General features: G+C 71.0%; 9 protein-coding genes. 5 read left to right on the forward strand and 4 right to left on the reverse strand.

Going from position 1 to position 16,337, the window contains the following annotated elements:
- Positions 1–21: 21 nt before the first annotated feature.
- The gene (locus tag ACFO6Q_RS16685) at positions 22–231 is read right to left on the reverse strand and encodes a zinc-finger domain-containing protein (RefSeq protein WP_380022246.1); all 210 of its coding nucleotides are present in this window, start codon (positions 229–231) and stop codon (positions 22–24) included.
- A 189-nt stretch (positions 232–420) separates the two neighbouring features.
- On the opposite strand from ACFO6Q_RS16685, the gene ACFO6Q_RS16690 reads away from it, so the two are divergent.
- The gene (locus tag ACFO6Q_RS16690) at positions 421–1,668 is read left to right on the forward strand and encodes a Yip1 family protein (protein WP_380022247.1); all 1,248 of its coding nucleotides are present in this window, start codon (positions 421–423) and stop codon (positions 1,666–1,668) included.
- Between the two features lie 132 nt (positions 1,669–1,800).
- Here ACFO6Q_RS16690 and ACFO6Q_RS16695 read toward each other — a convergent pair whose 3' ends face one another.
- Positions 1,801–2,406: a YceI family protein gene (locus ACFO6Q_RS16695; protein ID WP_380022248.1), complete on the reverse strand. Its 606-nt coding sequence runs from the start codon at positions 2,404–2,406 to the stop codon at positions 1,801–1,803.
- A 360-nt stretch (positions 2,407–2,766) separates the two neighbouring features.
- Here ACFO6Q_RS16695 and ACFO6Q_RS16700 point away from each other — a divergent pair, with 360 nt between their 5' ends.
- The 3 genes from ACFO6Q_RS16700 to ACFO6Q_RS16710 all read left to right on the forward strand — a co-directional run bounded on the left by ACFO6Q_RS16700 (position 2,767) and on the right by ACFO6Q_RS16710 (position 8,940).
- A complete protein-coding gene (locus tag ACFO6Q_RS16700) occupies positions 2,767–3,768 on the forward strand; it encodes a mitochondrial fission ELM1 family protein (RefSeq protein ID WP_380022249.1) in 1,002 nt (333 codons plus the stop codon).
- Positions 3,769–4,115: 347 nt separating this feature from the next.
- The gene (locus tag ACFO6Q_RS16705) at positions 4,116–7,409 is read left to right on the forward strand and encodes an amidohydrolase family protein (RefSeq protein WP_380022250.1); all 3,294 of its coding nucleotides are present in this window, start codon (positions 4,116–4,118) and stop codon (positions 7,407–7,409) included.
- Positions 7,410–7,539: 130 nt separating this feature from the next.
- Positions 7,540–8,940, forward strand: a complete 1,401-nt coding sequence (locus ACFO6Q_RS16710) for an amino acid permease (RefSeq protein ID WP_380022251.1) — start codon at positions 7,540–7,542, stop codon at positions 8,938–8,940.
- Between the two features lie 19 nt (positions 8,941–8,959).
- Here ACFO6Q_RS16710 and ACFO6Q_RS16715 read toward each other — a convergent pair whose 3' ends face one another.
- Both ACFO6Q_RS16715 and glnE read right to left on the reverse strand, forming a co-directional pair.
- Positions 8,960–10,822, reverse strand: a complete 1,863-nt coding sequence (locus tag ACFO6Q_RS16715; protein WP_380022252.1) for a patatin-like phospholipase domain-containing protein — start codon at positions 10,820–10,822, stop codon at positions 8,960–8,962.
- Between the two features lie 178 nt (positions 10,823–11,000).
- Positions 11,001–13,865, reverse strand: coding sequence for a bifunctional [glutamate--ammonia ligase]-adenylyl-L-tyrosine phosphorylase/[glutamate--ammonia-ligase] adenylyltransferase (glnE, locus tag ACFO6Q_RS16720; protein ID WP_380022253.1), 2,865 nt, complete (start codon positions 13,863–13,865; stop codon positions 11,001–11,003).
- Between the two features lie 151 nt (positions 13,866–14,016).
- Here glnE and ACFO6Q_RS16725 point away from each other — a divergent pair, with 151 nt between their 5' ends.
- Positions 14,017–15,822, forward strand: coding sequence for an LTA synthase family protein (locus ACFO6Q_RS16725; protein ID WP_380022254.1), 1,806 nt, complete (start codon positions 14,017–14,019; stop codon positions 15,820–15,822).
- Positions 15,823–16,337 lie beyond the last annotated feature (515 nt).

Below are 16,337 nucleotides of genomic sequence, written 5' to 3' on the forward strand. Positions count from 1 at the left end.
GGCGGCTTCGATCGGTGCGGGTCAATCGGCCAGGTCGTACTCCGCGCCGCAGTACGGACACTTCGCGTGGCCGCCCTCCTCGGCGATCGGCAGGTAGACCTTCGGATGCGAATTCCACAGCGACATGCCCGGCATCGGGCAGGACAGCGGCAGATCGGCGCGGGTGATGCGATAGCGGTTCTCCGCATTGGCGGGAATGGTCTTTTCCGCCGCGGGATTGGGGCGCGACATGAGGGACTCCATCGGTGGTGACCGCGCGGTTCGCGGGGCGCCGCGGCGGGAGCGCGAGTTTAGCAGCACGCCGCCCGCCGGCCCGCCGCGCGGCACCGTGCGATCGGCGTGAAGACCGCTTGAACAAGAATGCCGGAATTCTGCCCTAGAATGCCGCCGCGGAGTTTCCATACGACGAGGGGATTTTTCATGGATTTCAACAAGCTCATCGCGCGCGTCAAGGCGATCCTCATGACGCCGAAAACCGAATGGCCGGTGATCGCGGCCGAGCCGGCCACGGTGCCCGACCTGTACAAGAACTACATCGCGATCCTGGCGCTGATTCCCGCCGTGGTCGGCTTCATCAAGAGCAGCCTGATCGGCTACAGCGCGTTCGGCGTCACCGTGCGCATCCCGGTCGGCGCCGGCCTGACCGCGGCGATCCTCGGCTACGTGCTGTCGCTGGCGCTGGTCTACGTGATGGCGCTGATCATCGACGCCCTCGCCCCGACCTTCGGCGCCCAGAAAAGCCCGGTGCAGGCGCTCAAGACCGTCGCCTACGCCTACACCGCCAGCTGGATCGCCAACGTCGGCCTGCTGCTGCCGTGGATCGGCTTCCTGATCGCCCTCGCCGGCGGCATCTACGCGATCTACCTGCTGTACCTGGGCCTGCCGCAGACGATGAAGGCGCCGCAGGAGAAGGCGGTCGGCTACACCGTGGTGAGCATCCTCGCCGCGCTCGTGCTCGGCTGGATCATCTCGCTGGTCGTCGCCGGCGTGGTCGGCACCAACGCCATGATGGGCGGCGCCACGGTCAGCGGCGCCGGCGGCCAGGTGTCGATCGATCCCAACAGCGCGGCCGGCCAGCTCGACGCCTGGAGCAAGAAGGTCGAGGCGGCCGGCAAGCAGCTGGAAGCGGCGCAGAAGTCCGGCGACGCGCACGCGCAGAGCCAGGCGCTCGGCGCGGTGATCGGCGCGGCAGCCGGCGGCGGCCAGGTCGAGGCGCTGGCGCCGGAAGTGCTCAAGCCGTTCGTGCCGGAGACGCTGGCCGGCCTGAAGCGCACCGAATTCTCGGCCGAGCGCAACGGCGCGCTCGGCATGCAGGTGTCGGAGGCGCGCGCGACCTATTCCGACGGCGCGAACCGCAGCCTGGAGCTGGAAGTCGTCGACATGGGATCGGCCAAGGGCCTGATGGCGCTGGCCGGCTGGGCCGCGCTCGACAGCCAGAAGGAAACCGACCGCGGCTACGAGAAGACCTACAAGCAGAACGGCCGCCTCGTGCACGAGCAGTGGGACGGCCAGGACAAGCGCGGCGAGTACGCGGTCGTCGTCGGCGAGCGCTTCTCGGTCAAGGCCAGCGGCGCGGCCGACAGCATCGACCAGCTCAAGGCCGCCGTCGGCGGCGTCGACCTCGGCGCACTGGAAGCGCTGAAGACGCAGGGCGTCAAGAACGGCTGACGCTGCGGGTCCGGAAAAAAAACAAAGCCGCGGCGGCTTCCCGCTCGCGGCTTGGCTTGCAGCCGTCGCCCGGCGTTCACGCCGGATGACGCGTCACGACGGCGCCGCGCCTCGCGCGCCGCCGCCCGACGATCACTTCTTCTTCTGGCTCTCGGCGTAGGCCTTGGCCTCGATCGCCTCGACGGTGATGTTGATCTTCACGTCGTCGCTGACGTTCGGCGCGTACTTGCCGATGCCGAAGTCCGAACGCTTGATCGTGGTCTTGGCGTCGAAGCCGACCGCCGGCGCCTTGCGCATCGGATGCTCGCCGACCTTGTTGACCGTGACGTCGAGCGTGGCCGGCTTGGTCACGCCGTGGATGGTCAGGTCGCCGCTGACCTTGAGCTGGTCGGGCGCGGCGCCCTTCTCGACCTTGGTGCTCTTGAAGGTCGCGTCCGGATACTTGGCCACGTCGAAGAAATCGGCGCTCTTGAGGTGCTCGTCGAACTTGGCGACGTTGCTGTTGATGCTGGCGGTGTCGATCTTCACGTTGACGGAAGCCTTGGTCGGATCGGCCTGGTCGAACTCGACCGTGCCTTCGATCTTGCCGAACTGCGCTTCCGGGTTGGAGAAGCCGAAGTGGCTCCATTGCAGCACGACCTGGGTGTGGCCCGGATCGAGCGTATAGGCGGTGTTGGCCGCGAAGGCCGGAGCGGAAACCAGCGCGACGGCGGCGGCGAGAGCGATGCGGCGGATCATGGATGAACTCCTGTAGGCAGAGCAGGCATGGGTCGGAAAGGAAAAGACGGATCGATCGTCGATGTCGGATCCGGTTGGAACGCGTGACGCCGGGGCAGTTCCCCGACGATACGACAGACCTTCCCGAAAGCGAAACCGGCCGGCGGAGGCGTCGGAAAGCGTTTCCCGCCTTTCCCCGACCCCGGCGCACCCGGCGCGACGAAGGTCGTTCCGGAGGCGTTTTCCCGCAGCCTGCGAGAGTGGAGCGTGCCGACGCTTCCGACAAGCGACGCCGGCAGGAAACATCGTTTCCGTGACGAGCACAATCGCGCCGGCGCAAGGCGGGTCGCGGTGACCGCGCGCGTCGGCTAACCTGCCCGGATGGTTTCGCACCTTCCGACCTGCTGGGCGATCAGCGACGGCGCCGCCGGCAACGAGAACCAGGCCGTCGCGCTGGCGCGCGCGCTGGGGCTGCCGCCGCGCGTGCTGCGCGTGCGCCTGCGCCAGCCCTGGTCCGCCTTCGCGCCGCGCCTGATCCTCGGCGCCGCGGCCGCAATCCGCGACCAGGACGGCGCGCCGCTTTCGCCTCCGTGGCCCGACATCGCGATCGGCTGCGGCCGCCGCGCCGCACTGGTCACGCGCCTGCTGCGCGACTGGAGCGGGCGGCGCTGCTGGACCGTGCAGATCCTCGATCCGCGCATCGATCCCGGCGCCTTCGATCTGGTCGTGGCGCCGCAGCACGACGGCATCGACGGCGCCAACGTGATCCGCAGCATCGGCGCGCTCAACGCGGTCGACGCCGACTGGCTCGGCGCCGGCCGCACGCATTTCCCGGCGCTGTCGGAACTGCCGTCGCCGCGCACGGCGGTGCTGATCGGCGGCTCGAACCGCGCGCAGCGCATCGACGAGATCTACCTGGCCGCGCTGATCGAACGCCTCGCCGCACGCCACGCCGACGAAGGCGGCAGCTTCCTCGTCAGCGTGTCGCGGCGCACGCCGCCGGCGCTCGCCGCCGAGCTGCGCGCCGCGTTCGGCACGTCTCCCGGCCGGTTCTGGAGCGGCACGCAGGACGGCGAGAATCCGTACGCCGGCTATCTCGGCTGGGCCGACCGCATCGTCGTCACGCCCGATTCGGTCAACATGCTTTCCGAGGCCTGCGCGACCGGCAAGCCGGTCTACACCTTCGCGCCGCGCATGATCGAGGGCAAGCTCGCCGCGTTCCATGCCGAACTTTCCGGCAGCGGCCATCTGCGCCGCCTCGACGATCCGCTGCAGGGCCCGCCGCAGCCGCCGCCGCTGGCGGAAACGGCCGCGATCGCCGAACTGGTGCGCGAGCGTTGGAAGGCGGCAGGCGCGTCGCGGCTCGCCTCATCCGCCGAGTAGGCGCGCGGCCTGGGTCGAGAAGACGGATTTCTCGCAGAGACGCGGGGAACGCTGAGAAGAGCTTTTTCGGTTTTTCTCTCTCTGCGACCTCTGCGCCTCTGCGAGACAACGCTTTTCAATCACGACCTCGCCCTCCAGCCGCCTGATGCAGTGCCCGTACGGCAGAGATCGAAAGGCTGGTTTCTCGCGGAGGCGCGGAGAACGCCGAGAAAAAGCCCTTTCGATTTTCTCTCCCTGCGCCCTTTCGCGCCTCTGCGAGAGAACCGCCGTGCAACCGGGACTTTCGGCCCGCCCGCCCGCGTGGCGCATCGCCTAAGCTCGGCGGAATTTGTCCCGGGAGCCCCGTCATGCCTTCGCTTCGCCGCACCGCCCTCGCCGCCTGCATCGCCTTCGCCTGCGTCTGTGCCCAGGCCGCCGACAAGGGCGACGACAAGCCGACATGGGACGTCAACGCCGCGCACGGCCCGACCAGGACGGTGAAATTCACCACCGACGAGGGTACCTGGCTCGACCTCGACGTCAGCCCGGACGGACGGCAGATCGTGTTCAGCCTGCTCGGCGACCTGTATCTGCTGCCGATCGACGGAGGCGCGGCCAAGCGCCTGTCGTCCGGTCCCGCCTGGGACGTGCAGCCGCGCTTCTCGCCCGACGGCAAGGAAGTGGCCTTCACCTCCGACCGCGGCGGCGGCAACAACCTGTGGCGCATGCCGGTCGGCGGCGGCGCGCCGACGCAGGTGTCCAAGGAGGACTTCCGCCTGCTCAACAATCCGGCCTGGACGCCGGACGGCCAGTACCTGATCGGCCGCAAGCACTTCACCGGCGAGCGCTCGCTCGGCGCCGGCGAACTGTGGATGTACCACCGCGCCGGCGGCGCCGGCCTGCAGTTGACCAAGCAGAAGAACGACCAGCAGGACCTCGGCGAACCGGCGGTCAGCCCGGACGGCCGCTACGTCTACTACTCCGAGGACGTCACGGCGGGACCGTTCTTCCAGTACAACAAGAACCCCTACGACGTGATCTACGCGATCAAGCGCCTCGACCGACAGACCGGCGAGACCGAAACGATCGTCGCCACACCGGGCGGCGCGGTGCGCCCGCAGCCGTCGCCGGACGGCAAGTCGCTGGCCTTCGTCAAGCGCGTGCGCGACAAGAGCGTGCTGCACGTGGTCGACCTCGACTCGGGCGACGTGCGCCCGCTGTGGGACGGCCTCTCGCACGACCTGCAGGAGGCCTGGGCGATCTTCGGGCCGTACTCGAATTTCGCCTGGACGCCGGACTCGAAGAACCTGGTGATCTGGGCGCAGGGCAAGCTGTGGCGCGTCGACGCCGATCAGGGCAAGCCGACGCAGATCCCGTTCAGCGCCGCAGTCGAGCAGACCGTCGCGCAGCCGCTGCGCTTCGAGCAGAAGCTCGACCAGGGCAGCTTCGCGCCGAAGATGATCCGCGACGTCGCCACCAGTCCGGACGGCCGCACCGTGGTCTTCCACGCGGTCGGCCATCTGTGGAAGAAGTCGCTGCCGGGCGGCGCGCCCGAACGCCTGACCAGCGAGGCGGCACAGTTCGAGTACCAGCCGGCCTTCAGCCCGGACGGCCGCAAGCTGCTCTACACGACCTGGTCCGACGCCCGGCAGGGCGCGATCGTCGAACGCGATCTCGCCGGCGGCCAGACGCGCACGCTGACGAGCGAGCCCGGCTTCTACTACGGCCCGCGCTATTCGCGCGACGGCGCGCGCATCGTCTACGCGAAGACCGCCGGTGCCTCCATCACCGGCAACCTCAACTCCGGCGAGACCGGCGTGTACCTGCTGCCCGCGGCCGGCGGCGAGCCCAAACGCATCGCCAGGTCCGGCGCGAACCCGCAGTTCTCCGCCGACGGCAAGCGTGTGTTCTATCTCGTCGGCGACGGGCTGAAGAAGAAGCTGATGAGCGTCGGCGTCAACGGCGAGGAACCGCGCGAGGTGTTCGACCTCAAGTACGTCGACTTCGTTTCCCTGAGCCCGGACGGCCAGTGGGTCGCCTTCACCGAACTCTTCAACGCCTACGTCGCACCGCTGCCGCAGACCGGCGGCGCGATCGAGCTGGGCAAGGACACCAAGGCGATTCCGGTGACGCCGGTCAGCAAGGACGTCGGCTCCTACCTGCACTGGTCCGACGACTCGCGCGCGCTGCACTGGATGGTCGGCCGCGACTACCACACGCGCGAACTCAAGGACGCGTTCGCCTTCGTGCCCGGCGCGCCGAAGGACCTGCCCAAGCCCGGCAGCGACAAGGGCGTCGACGTCGGCCTCACCGTGCCGATGGATCGCCCGAGCGACGTGTTCGCCTTCACCGGCGCGCGCATCGTCACGATGCGCAACGCGCAAGGAGGCGAACAGGAAGTCATCGACAACGGCACGCTGCTCGTCGAAGGCGACACCATCAAGGCGGTCGGCGCGAACGTCGCGATCCCGCCGGGCGCGAAAGTCATCGACGCCAAGGGCAAGACCATCACGCCGGGTTACGTGGACGCGCACGCACACGCCAACCACTTCTTCACCGGCGTGGTGCCGCAGGCGAACTGGGCCTACTACGCGAACCTGTCGTTCGGCATCACGACCATGCACGATCCTTCCGCGACCACCGAGACGGTGTTCTCGCAGGCCGAGCTGGTCAAGGCCGGCGACCTGGCCGGACCACGCGTGTTCTCCACCGGCACGATCCTCTACGGCGCCGACGGCGACTTCAAGGCGGTGGTCAACTCGCTCGACGACGCGCGCGCGCATCTGCGCCGCATGCAGGCGAACGGCGCCTTCAGCGTGAAGAGCTACAACCAGCCGCGCCGCGAGCAGCATCAGCAGATCAACCAGGCCGCGCGCGAGCTGGGCATGCTGGTGGTCGAGGAAGGCGGCTCCACGCTCAACCACAACCTGCCGATGATCCTCGACGGCGTCACCAGCATCGAGCACAACCTGCCGGTCGCGCCGCTGTACGCCGACGTGATCGGCCTGTGGAAGCAGACCGACGTGCGCAACACGCCGACCCTGGTGGTCAACTACGGCGGCCTGTCCGGCGAGTACTACTGGTACGCGCGCGACAACGTGTGGGAAGACAAGAAGCTCAACCGGTTCTTCCCCCGCGAGACGCTCGACGCGCGCTCGATCCGCCGCGAGACCGCGCCCGACTGGGACTACTACTACCAGACCGTCGGCGCCGCGGCGAAGAAGCTGCGCGACGCCGGCGTGAAGATCCAGACCGGCGGCCACGGCCAGCTGCAGGGCCTGTCGGAGAACTGGGAGATCTGGATGCTCGCGCAGAGCGGCTTCAGCAACTGGGAAGCGCTGCGCGCGGCGACCTACGACGGCGCCGACCTGCTCGGCCTGTCCAGGCAGATCGGCTCGCTCGAGCCGGGCAAGCGCGCCGACTTCGTGGTGCTGAACACCAACCCGCTTGAGAACATCCGCGCCACCGCCGACACGCGCTACGTCGCCGTCAACGGCCGCGTGTTCGACGTCGACGCGGACATGGCCGAGGTCGGCGGCAAGGGTCGCAAGGCGCCGGAGTTCTACTGGCAGCGCCATCGCGACGGCCGCAGCTTCGGCGTCGAGTTCGGACCGACGGCGATGTGCCATTGCCCGAAGTCCGGCACGCGCCACGTGCACTGATCCGCCCTCGCGCGGACCGGCGAGGCTGGCGCGGACCGTGACGGTTCGCGTCGGCGCCGGCCCGCCGGGCTAGGCGCCGGCGCGCGCTGCGGTTACCGTTCGCGCGCCCCGAGTTTTCCCGATACCGACGATGTCCCGATCCGAACCCGCGCATTCCGCCCCCGTCGGCGACCACGATCCGACGCAGCTGCGGCACGCAATGAAGCCGCGCCAGCTGATCATGATGGGCCTGGGCAGCGCGATCGGCGCCGGCCTGTTCCTCGGCTCGGGCATCGGCGTGCAGACCGCCGGCCCGGCGGTGCTGGTGTCTTATCTGCTCGCCGGCGCTCTCGTCATCATCGTCATGCACGCGCTCGGCGAGATGGCCGCGGCCAGGCCGACCAGCGGCGCCTTCTCGGTGTACGCCGCCGACGCGATGGGCGCCACCGCGGGCGCCACCGTCGGCTGGCTGTGGTGGGCGCAGCTGGTGGTCGTGATCGCCGCCGAATCGGTCGGCGCCGCCGGCCTGCTGGCGACGCTGTGGCCGGTACTGCCGGTGGCGCCGACCTCGCTGGTGTTCATGCTCGTCTTCACCGCGATCAACCTGCTCGGCATCCGCAACTTCGGCGAGTTCGAATTCTGGTTCGCGATCCTCAAGGTCGTCGCGGTGCTCGCCTTCATCGGTGTCGGCGCCCTGCTGCTGCTCGGCCTGCTTCCCGGCGTCGCCTCGCCGGGCCTGACCCACTTCTTCGCCGACGGCGGCTTCGCGCCGAAGGGCTGGGCCGGCATCGGCGCGGCGCTGCTGGTGGTGGTGTTCGCCTTCGGCGGCACCGAGATCGTCGCCGTCGCCGCGGCCGAGACCGAGGATCCGGAACGCAGCATCGCGCGCGCGATCCGCACCGTGGTGTGGCGCATCCTCGTCTTCTACGTCGGCTCGCTGGCGGTGATCATCGCGGTCGTGCCGTGGACCAGCCAAACGCTGAAGTCGCCGTTCGCCGCGGTGCTGCAGCACGCCGGCATTCCGGGCGCGGCCGAGGCGATCACCCTGGTCGCGGTGGTGGCCCTGCTGTCGGCGCTCAACGCGAACCTCTACGGCGCCTCGCGCATGATCTTCTCGCTCGCCGAGCGCGGCGAGGCGCCGCGCCTGCTGGCGCACCTCGACCGCCGCCAGGTGCCGGTCGTCGCGGTGCTGTCGAGCGTGGCGTTCGGCTTCTTCGCCACCGGGCTGGAACTGCTCTATCCGTCGCGCGTGCTGCCGGCGCTGCTGAACCTGGTCGGCTCCACCTGCCTGGTGGTGTGGACGATCTCGCTGCTGTCGCAATGGATCCTGCGCCGCCGCGCCGATCGCGCCGGCACGCCGCTGGCGTTCCGCATGCCGGGCTTTCCGTGGCTGAGCGGACTGGGCCTGGCGATGCTCGGCGCGGTCTTCGCGCTGGCGATGTGCACGCAAGGCCCGCGCCTGCAGCTGCTGTCGACTGCGGCGCTGACGCTCGGCATCGCCGCCTGCAGCGAGCTGGCGCGGCGCTGGCGCAGGCGGCGCGACGCGGCCTGACTCGCCGCCGCGCCGCCGCTCACAGCGGCGGCCGGATGCTCAGCAGCGCGCGCGGCCGCGGACCGTCGTACGGATCGTGCTCGAAGATCGGATAGCCGAGTTCGGCCGCCTCGTCGGCGTAGCGCTGGGCCAGCGCGAGCAGCTCGCGATAGGCGGCCAGCGCGGCCGCGCGCTGGCGTTCGGAGCGGAAATCGTAGCTCGGCGGATCGGCGTGCATCGGCTGCAGCGCGGCCGCGCTCTCCGCGGTGGCCGCCTCGACCTGGCGCAGTTCCTCCAGCGCTTTGCCGAGCAGGCGCATGGCGACGCGATAGCGCACCCAGCGATGGTTGCGCCAGCCGGTCACGCTGCCGCGCGGCGGCGCCTCGGCGGCGTAGTGCTCGAGCAGCAATTCGGCGGCGCGCTCGCCGCGCCGCGCCAGGCGGCGGATCAGCTCCGGCGACATGCGCAGGTTCATGCCGCCCTCGTCGGCGCGCAGGCGCACCGCGACGATGCGGTCGCGATAGCCGGGGATCGGCAGCTGCATGCCGTCGCCCCAGCCCTGCATCGTCACCACGATCGCGCGCAGGAAGCCGGACAGGCGCGGCCGTGAACCGGCGTCGACGTCGACCACGCGCGTGCCGCCGCCGCTGCCGTTGTGCTCGGGCATCCAGACGAAATCGCGCGGGTCCTCCGCCTGCGCCGGCAGGTAGCGGCCGTCGACGAGATCGATGGCGAAGCTCGGTCGCGACGGCACCAGCACGTCGAAGTAGTGGATCGGGAAATTGCTGCAGATGCCGCCGTCGGAGAACCACACCTTCTCGGCGACGCGGCGCCACGCGCCGCGACGGCGCGGCCGCGGCTCGACGCGCAGCCGCCACAGCGGCACCGCCGACAGCAGCAGCGGAAAGGCCAGGCTCATGCGCAGCGGCACCAGCACCGGCAGGTCGGCCATCGCCGGCAGGCGGTAGCGGCCGGCGAGCGGGCCGTCGGTGTAGCGGCCCGGCGAGTCGGCGATCATCGCGTCGACGATCACCGCCGGGAACAGGCGCCGCATCTCGTCCGCGTCGAAGCAGAACGATTCGTCGGCCAGCGGAAAACTGTACGGCCGGCCGTGATTGAGCGCGGTCGTCATCAGGCGCAGGTCGACGAAGCGCTGCTGCGCATCGCTCGTCGCCGCGTCGACGCGATAGCCGGGATCGGCGACGGGACCGCACCACAGATCGCCGAAGCGCAGCGGCCGCGAAGGATCCAGGCCGGCCAGCGACTGCAGGGTCGCGTGCAGCCACGGCGTCAGCGCATCGGCCTCGCCCAGGCCCGAACACAGGCCGTAGCCGTTGGCGGACACGCGGCGCAGCGCGTACAGCACGATCGACAGCGCGAGCGCGACGACGAACACCAGCGCGGCGGTGAACAGGGCCGCCACGCAGGCGATCCAGAACGTGCCCTCGCCGGAGCGCACGTCCAGCGCCCACAGCAGCGCCACGCTGAAGACCGCCGCCGTCAGCGCCGCGAACGGAAAGCTGGTGACCGCCGCGCACAGCCAGCGCCAGATCGCCAGTCCCCAGTGCGGCCGCTCGGGCATCAGGCCGGCGACCAGCAGGCGGTACAGACGTCGCGTCGACGCCTGCGGCTGGAACAGGCGGAACAGGTGCGTCGCGCCGGCCGCATCGGTGGCGGCGAGCTGCTCGGGCAATTCGGCGAGCCGCTCGAAGCCGCCCTGCGCGCGCCCGTACTCCGCGGCCGCCGCAGCCGCCGCGGCGATCGCACCGGCCGAGGCACCGCCGAGGCTGCGCAGCACGTAGTGCGAGGCCAGCCGTGCCAGCGCGAGCGGATAGACCACGCCGCTGGTGATGCCGCCCTTGAGGACCACGTCGCATTCGGGGCGGGGATGGTTCGCGCTCATGGCGTCCTCGTGGCGTCGGGGCGACGCCCAACATGACGATGCGCCGCGCTTTTTTCCAGACGCCGATGACGACGGCGTGAAGCGATCGACGATACCGGACGCGTCGAGGCGTCTGCGCTCCTCGACCCTGGACTGACACCGCGTCACGGCATCGGAGATGGCCGACGCTTCCGCTTCGCTACGGACTCCAGTCGAACCCCAGCCGCGCGGCGAGCGTGCGCACCGCCGACGCGTCGCGTTCGACCGCGTCGCCGCGCGCGACCATGCGCGGGCGCCCGTCGAGCGTGCAACGGATCGCACACTCGAGCAGCCCCGCGTGCGCGCGCGACAGCGCGTCGGCATCGGCGGTGTCGAGCACGCCGGCTTTCGCCAGCAGCGCGATCAGTTCGGACGAATTGCCGCTGCCGCGCAGTTCGGCGTGCCGCGCGGCGTGCACCAGCACCAGCGCCTGCAGCAGGAACTCGACGTCGACCAGACCGCCCGGCCCCTGCTTGAGGTCGAACTGCCGCGCGTCGGAGCGGTCGCGCTCCGCGCGCCAGCGCGCGCGCATGGCGACGACGTCGGTGCGGATCGCCGCAGCGTCGCGCGGGTTCGCCAGCAGGTCCTCGCGCAGCTGCGAGAAGCGGCGCGCCAGCGCGACGTCGCCGGCGACGGCACGGGCGCGGACCAGCGCCTGCAGCTCCCAGGTCCAGGCGCGCTCGCGCTGGTAGGCCTCGTATGCGGCCAGGCTCAGCACGAGCATGCCCTTGCTGCCGTCCGGACGCAGGCGCACGTCGACTTCGTAGAGCCGCCCCGCGCGCGTCAACACGCCGAGCAGATGAACGATGCGTTGCGCCAGGCGCGCGTAGTAGCGCTGGCCGTCGAGCGGACGCGCACCGTCGGACTCGGACTGGGCGAGTTCGCCGTCGTAGAGGAAGACCAGGTCGAGGTCGGAACCGAAACCGAGCTCGGCGCCGCCGAAGCTGCCGTAGGCGACGATCGCCAGGCCCGTGCCGTCGTGCGCACGATCGCCCAGCCGCCCGTGCGCGGCGACCAGGTCGCGTTCGGCGATGCGCAGCACGGCGGCGAGCACGACTTCGGCAACTTCGGCCAGCGCGCGCGCGGTGGCGACGGCGTCGAGCCGGCCGCCGAGGAAGGCCAGGCCGATGCGGAACAGCGCGGACTGGCGCACTTCCTGGACCAGCTCGATCTCCGCCTCGGGATCGGCCTCGCCGAGCGCGGCGAGACGGCGTGCCAGTTCCTCCTCGGCTTCGCGCCGCGTCGGCGCGGCCTGGTCGACGCGGTCGTCGAACAGGTCGTCGAGCAGCAGCGGATGGGCGATCACGCGGTCGGCGAGGAAGGCACTGGCCGAGAACACGCGGCTGAGCCGCCGCAACGCCGCCGGCTGTTCGTCGAGCAGGGCCAGATACACCGAACGGCGTGCGACCGCATGCGCGAGCTTGAGCAGGCGCGTCAGCGTGCGCACCGGCTCGGCCTGTGCCGCCGCCGCGGCGAACAGCGCCGGCATCACGCGGTCGAGGCGTTCGCGCGAACGCGCCGACATGTTGCGCAGGGCCGTGCTGCCGAGCAGGGCTTCCAGTTCGGCGGCGGCTTCCTGCGGCGGATCGAAGCCGGCCGCGGCGAGCGCGCGCGCGTCGACGCCGTCGCCGCCGTCGAGCGCACGCCACAGCTCGCTCCAGTGCGCCTGGGTCTGCTGCGCGGTGCTGCGCGCCTCGACCGCCATCAGCGAGCCGAACTCCTCGGCGACCGCGGCGCGGTGTTCTTGCAGTTCGCGCTCCAGCGCGGGCCAGCCGTCGCGGTCGAGCGCCAGCGCGAAGCGCTCGCGGATCGCCGCGTCCGCCGGAATCTCGTGCGTCTGCTGGTCGGCGAACATCTGCACGCGGTTTTCCAGCCGGCGCAGGAAGCGGTAGGCCGCGCGCAGCCGCTGCGCGCGCGCCGCGGGAATGAAGCCGAGCTGCTCGCAGGCGGCCAGCGCCGGCAGCAGGCCGCGCGCGCGCAGGGTCGGCTCGCGGCCGCCGCGGATCAGCTGCACCAGCTGCACGATGAACTCGATCTCGCGGATGCCGCCCGGACCGAGCTTGAGATGGTCGGCCAGATCCTTGCGCGCGACCTCGGCGTCGATCAGCGCCTTCATCTCGCGCAGGCCGGCGAAGGCGCCGTAGTCGAGATAGCGGCGGAACACGAAAGGCCGCAGCGCATCGAGCAGGCGCGCGCCGGCACCGCGGTCGCCGGCGACCGGCCGCGCCTTGATCCAGGCGTAGCGCTCCCAGTCGCGGCCTTCACGCTGGAAGTACTGCTCCATCGCGGCGAACGACAGCGCGACGCGGCCGGCGCTGCCGAACGGACGCAGGCGCAGGTCGACGCGGTAGACGTAGCCGTCGGCGTCGTGGTCGGCGAGCAGCGCGACCAGCGCCTGGCCGATGCGCGCGTAGTAGGCGCCGGCGTCGAGCGAACGGGCGCCGTCGCTGTCGCCGTGTTCGGCGAAGGCGAACACGACGTCGATGTCGGAGGAGAAGTTCAGCTCGCCGCCGCCGAGCTTGCCGAGCGCGAACACCACCAGGCGCTGCGGCTGCCCGTGCGCGTCACGCACGACACCGTGGCGCGCGGCGACCTGGCGTTCGGCGCCGCGCAGAGCCGCTTCGACGCAGGCCTCGGCCAGCACCGAGGCGCCGGCCAGCGTGGTCTCGACCGCGTCGGCGCCGTTGACGTCGCGCCAGATCAGGCGCAGCGCCTCGCGGCGGCGGAAGTGGCGCAGCTCGGCGCGCAGCTCGTCGTCGTGCAGGTCGGCCAGCGCGCCGGCGCGCGCGTCGGCGTGGCGCGGATCGCTCATCAGCTGCAGCAATTCCGGCCCGAGCAGGCGCGGATCGCGCAGGAAGCTCTCGTAGGCGAAGTCGCTGGCCAGCAGCACGCGCTGCAGGTGGTCGTCGACGCCGGCGTCGTCGTAGAACGGCACGCCGGCCTCACGGCAGGCGTGCTCGAGCCGCGACAGGCGTTCGTTGAGGAAGGCGGCGGTCGCGCGCGGCCAGTTCGCTTGCGGAAGCATGCGCGGATTGTCGCAGCAGGCTCGTACGGGCGGCCAGCGCGCGGCGGGCCGGCTCCCACCCGCCGCGGCGGTCGATCCCGGCACGGCTTCACCAAAATGACTCGGGATTCATGCAAGCCGGCGCCTGTCATGGCATCGTCACGCGCTGGTCATGAACGCCATATTCGACATTCCCGCCCCGTCCCGCCCCCGCGCCGTGCGCGAGGGCGTGCGCGTGTTTGCCTGCGCCCTGGCGATCCTGTTCGCGGTCGGCCAGCTCGATCCGGGCATCGACCTGTACTCGCTGCCGCAGCACGACATCGTGCAGCGCCTGGCGCTGAACGCGCTGCCGGCGCTGACCGTGTTCGGCCTGCTGCTCGCGCTGACCCGGCGCGTGCTGCTGGCGAGCTGGCTGGTGCTGCTGGCGGTCGGCGGGCTGTACGCGGCCAACAGCGTCAAGCTCGGCAGCCTGCAGACGCCGCTGCTGCCGGCCGACCTGCGCTTCCTGGCCGAGCCGGGGCCGGCCTTCCGGCTGTTCTCGCAGTACCTGCACGTCGACCTGCTCCACCTCGTGCTGATCGCCGTCGCCGTGGCGCTGACCCTGGCGCTGTGCCGCGAGCGCCGGCTGCGCGTGCTGTCGGGCTGGCGCGCCCCGACGCTCGGCGCAGCCACGTTGCTCGCCGGAGTCGGGCTGGCCGTCGGCTCGACGCCCTGGCGCGGCCTGTACCAGTCGACCGAAACCGCGTTCCGCCCGTGGGCGCTGACCGAAAGCGTGCTGCAGACCGGACTGATCGGCAGCCTGCTGGTCTACCACTGGGAGATCGCCGGCAACGGCGTGCCGGCGGCCGATCGCGACGCGGCGCTGAACCTGCTGCGCCTGCACGCGCCGGCGCTGCGCAACGCGGCCACCGCGGCGGCGAGCGCGGCCGAACCGCCCGACATCGTGGTCGTGCAGAGCGAATCGCTGTTCGATCCGGCGCGCCTGCGCCGCGTGCTGAGCGGCCGCTGGCTGCGCGAATACCACCGCCTGACGCCGCTGGCGACGTACGGCGATCTTGCCGTGCCGACCTACGCCGGCGGCACCATCCGCACCGAGTTCGAGGTGCTGACCGGCGTGCCGCTGACCAGCCTCGGCGGCGTGCAGTACCCGTGGCTGGAGCTGGACGGCGACGAATACCCGGGCCTGGCGCGCACGCTCGGAGCGCAGGGCTATCGCACCGTCGCGATCCATCCGAACGCCGGAGCGTTCTGGAACCGCACGCGCGCCTACGAGGCGCTCGGCTTCGAGCGCTTCGTCGACGGCGCCGCCTTCGCCGACGCGCCGATCGTCGGCCTGTTCACCGCCGATGCCGCGATGACCGACCGCGTGCTCGACGAACTCGCCGACGACGGCCCGCCGCAGTTCGTCTTCGCGATCAGCATGGAGAACCACGGTCCGTTCGACTGGCGGCCCGGCCTGGACGCGCGGCGGCTCGACGCGCTGCCGATGCCGGAGGAGCTGGACGCCGGCGCACGCGGCTGGTTCGCGAACTACCTCTACCTGCTCGACGATGCCGATCGCGAACTCGGCCGCCTCGCCGACGCGCTGCTGCAGCGCCAGCGGCGTACCCTGCTGCTGTTCTATGGCGACCACCTGCCCGACCTGGCGCCGGTGTACGCGCAGCTCGGCTTCGACGACGGACGCGACGCGATGCGCCAGCCGGTGCCGTGGCTGCTGCTGGACAGCGCCGCGCCGCGCACGCGCCATCTCGACGCGCGCAGCTGGTCGCTGCCGGCCGTGCTGCTGGACGCCGCTGGCGTCGCCGACCGCTCCTATTTCGGACTGCTGTCCGCGCTGCTCGACGACGACGATTTCGATCCCGACGACGCCGACACGGCAGCCGGCCTGACCGCGCTGGCGCGCCTGCATCTGCGCGGCGAACTGGAACCGGTCATCGACGAAGCGCTCGACCTCGCCGACGCCGACGAACTCGGCTGAGGCGCCGCGGCTTCCATGGATGCCCGCGTTCGCGGGCATGACGTCCGGATTTACGTGCGGCGGCGGCGATCAGATGCGGGCCGGAATGGCGTCTCGTCGTCGATGCCACACGGTTCGGCAGCCTGTCTACAACGACCAGCCGTCGCGCCGACGCACGGACCGCCACACCCCACCGCCGTCATTCCCGCGAACGCGGGAATCCATTGTCCGTGCGACGCGCGGCGTCATCGATCCCGCCCGTTCGACAGCAAGCCTTCAACGGCCCTCTCGTCACGCAGATCGGTACAACATCACCGCCGTCATTCCCGCGAACGCGGGAATCCATTGTCCCCGCACGCGGCGACGAACCTCCCGCGACATCCCGTCGCGCGGACCAGATTTCCGCAGCGTCATTCCCACGACCGCGGCCATCCATCGTCCGCGCACGCCCCGCGGGCGTGTCGCCGCGAAACCGGTTCCAAAAAAAAGGGCCTCCCCGGAGGGAGGCCCTTGAGTTCACGCATCGATCTTCGAGT

The sequence above is a fragment of the Dokdonella ginsengisoli genome (genome assembly GCF_042652785.1).
GTDB lineage: Bacteria > Pseudomonadota > Gammaproteobacteria > Xanthomonadales > Rhodanobacteraceae > Dokdonella_A > Dokdonella_A ginsengisoli.

Excerpts from the sequence above, each read along its gene's own strand:
- ACFO6Q_RS16685 (WP_380022246.1), bottom strand. The coding sequence starts at position 231 with ATGTCGCGCCCCAATCCCGCGGCGGAAAAGACCATTCCCGCCAATGCG.
- ACFO6Q_RS16690 (WP_380022247.1), top strand. The coding sequence starts at position 421 with ATGGATTTCAACAAGCTCATCGCGCGCGTCAAGGCGATCCTCATGACG.
- ACFO6Q_RS16695 (WP_380022248.1), bottom strand. The coding sequence starts at position 2,406 with ATGATCCGCCGCATCGCTCTCGCCGCCGCCGTCGCGCTGGTTTCCGCT.
- ACFO6Q_RS16700 (WP_380022249.1), top strand. The coding sequence starts at position 2,767 with ATGGTTTCGCACCTTCCGACCTGCTGGGCGATCAGCGACGGCGCCGCC.
- ACFO6Q_RS16705 (WP_380022250.1), top strand. The coding sequence starts at position 4,116 with ATGCCTTCGCTTCGCCGCACCGCCCTCGCCGCCTGCATCGCCTTCGCC.
- ACFO6Q_RS16710 (WP_380022251.1), top strand. The coding sequence starts at position 7,540 with ATGTCCCGATCCGAACCCGCGCATTCCGCCCCCGTCGGCGACCACGAT.
- ACFO6Q_RS16715 (WP_380022252.1), bottom strand. The coding sequence starts at position 10,822 with ATGAGCGCGAACCATCCCCGCCCCGAATGCGACGTGGTCCTCAAGGGC.
- glnE (WP_380022253.1), bottom strand. The coding sequence starts at position 13,865 with ATGCTTCCGCAAGCGAACTGGCCGCGCGCGACCGCCGCCTTCCTCAAC.
- ACFO6Q_RS16725 (WP_380022254.1), top strand. The coding sequence starts at position 14,017 with ATGAACGCCATATTCGACATTCCCGCCCCGTCCCGCCCCCGCGCCGTG.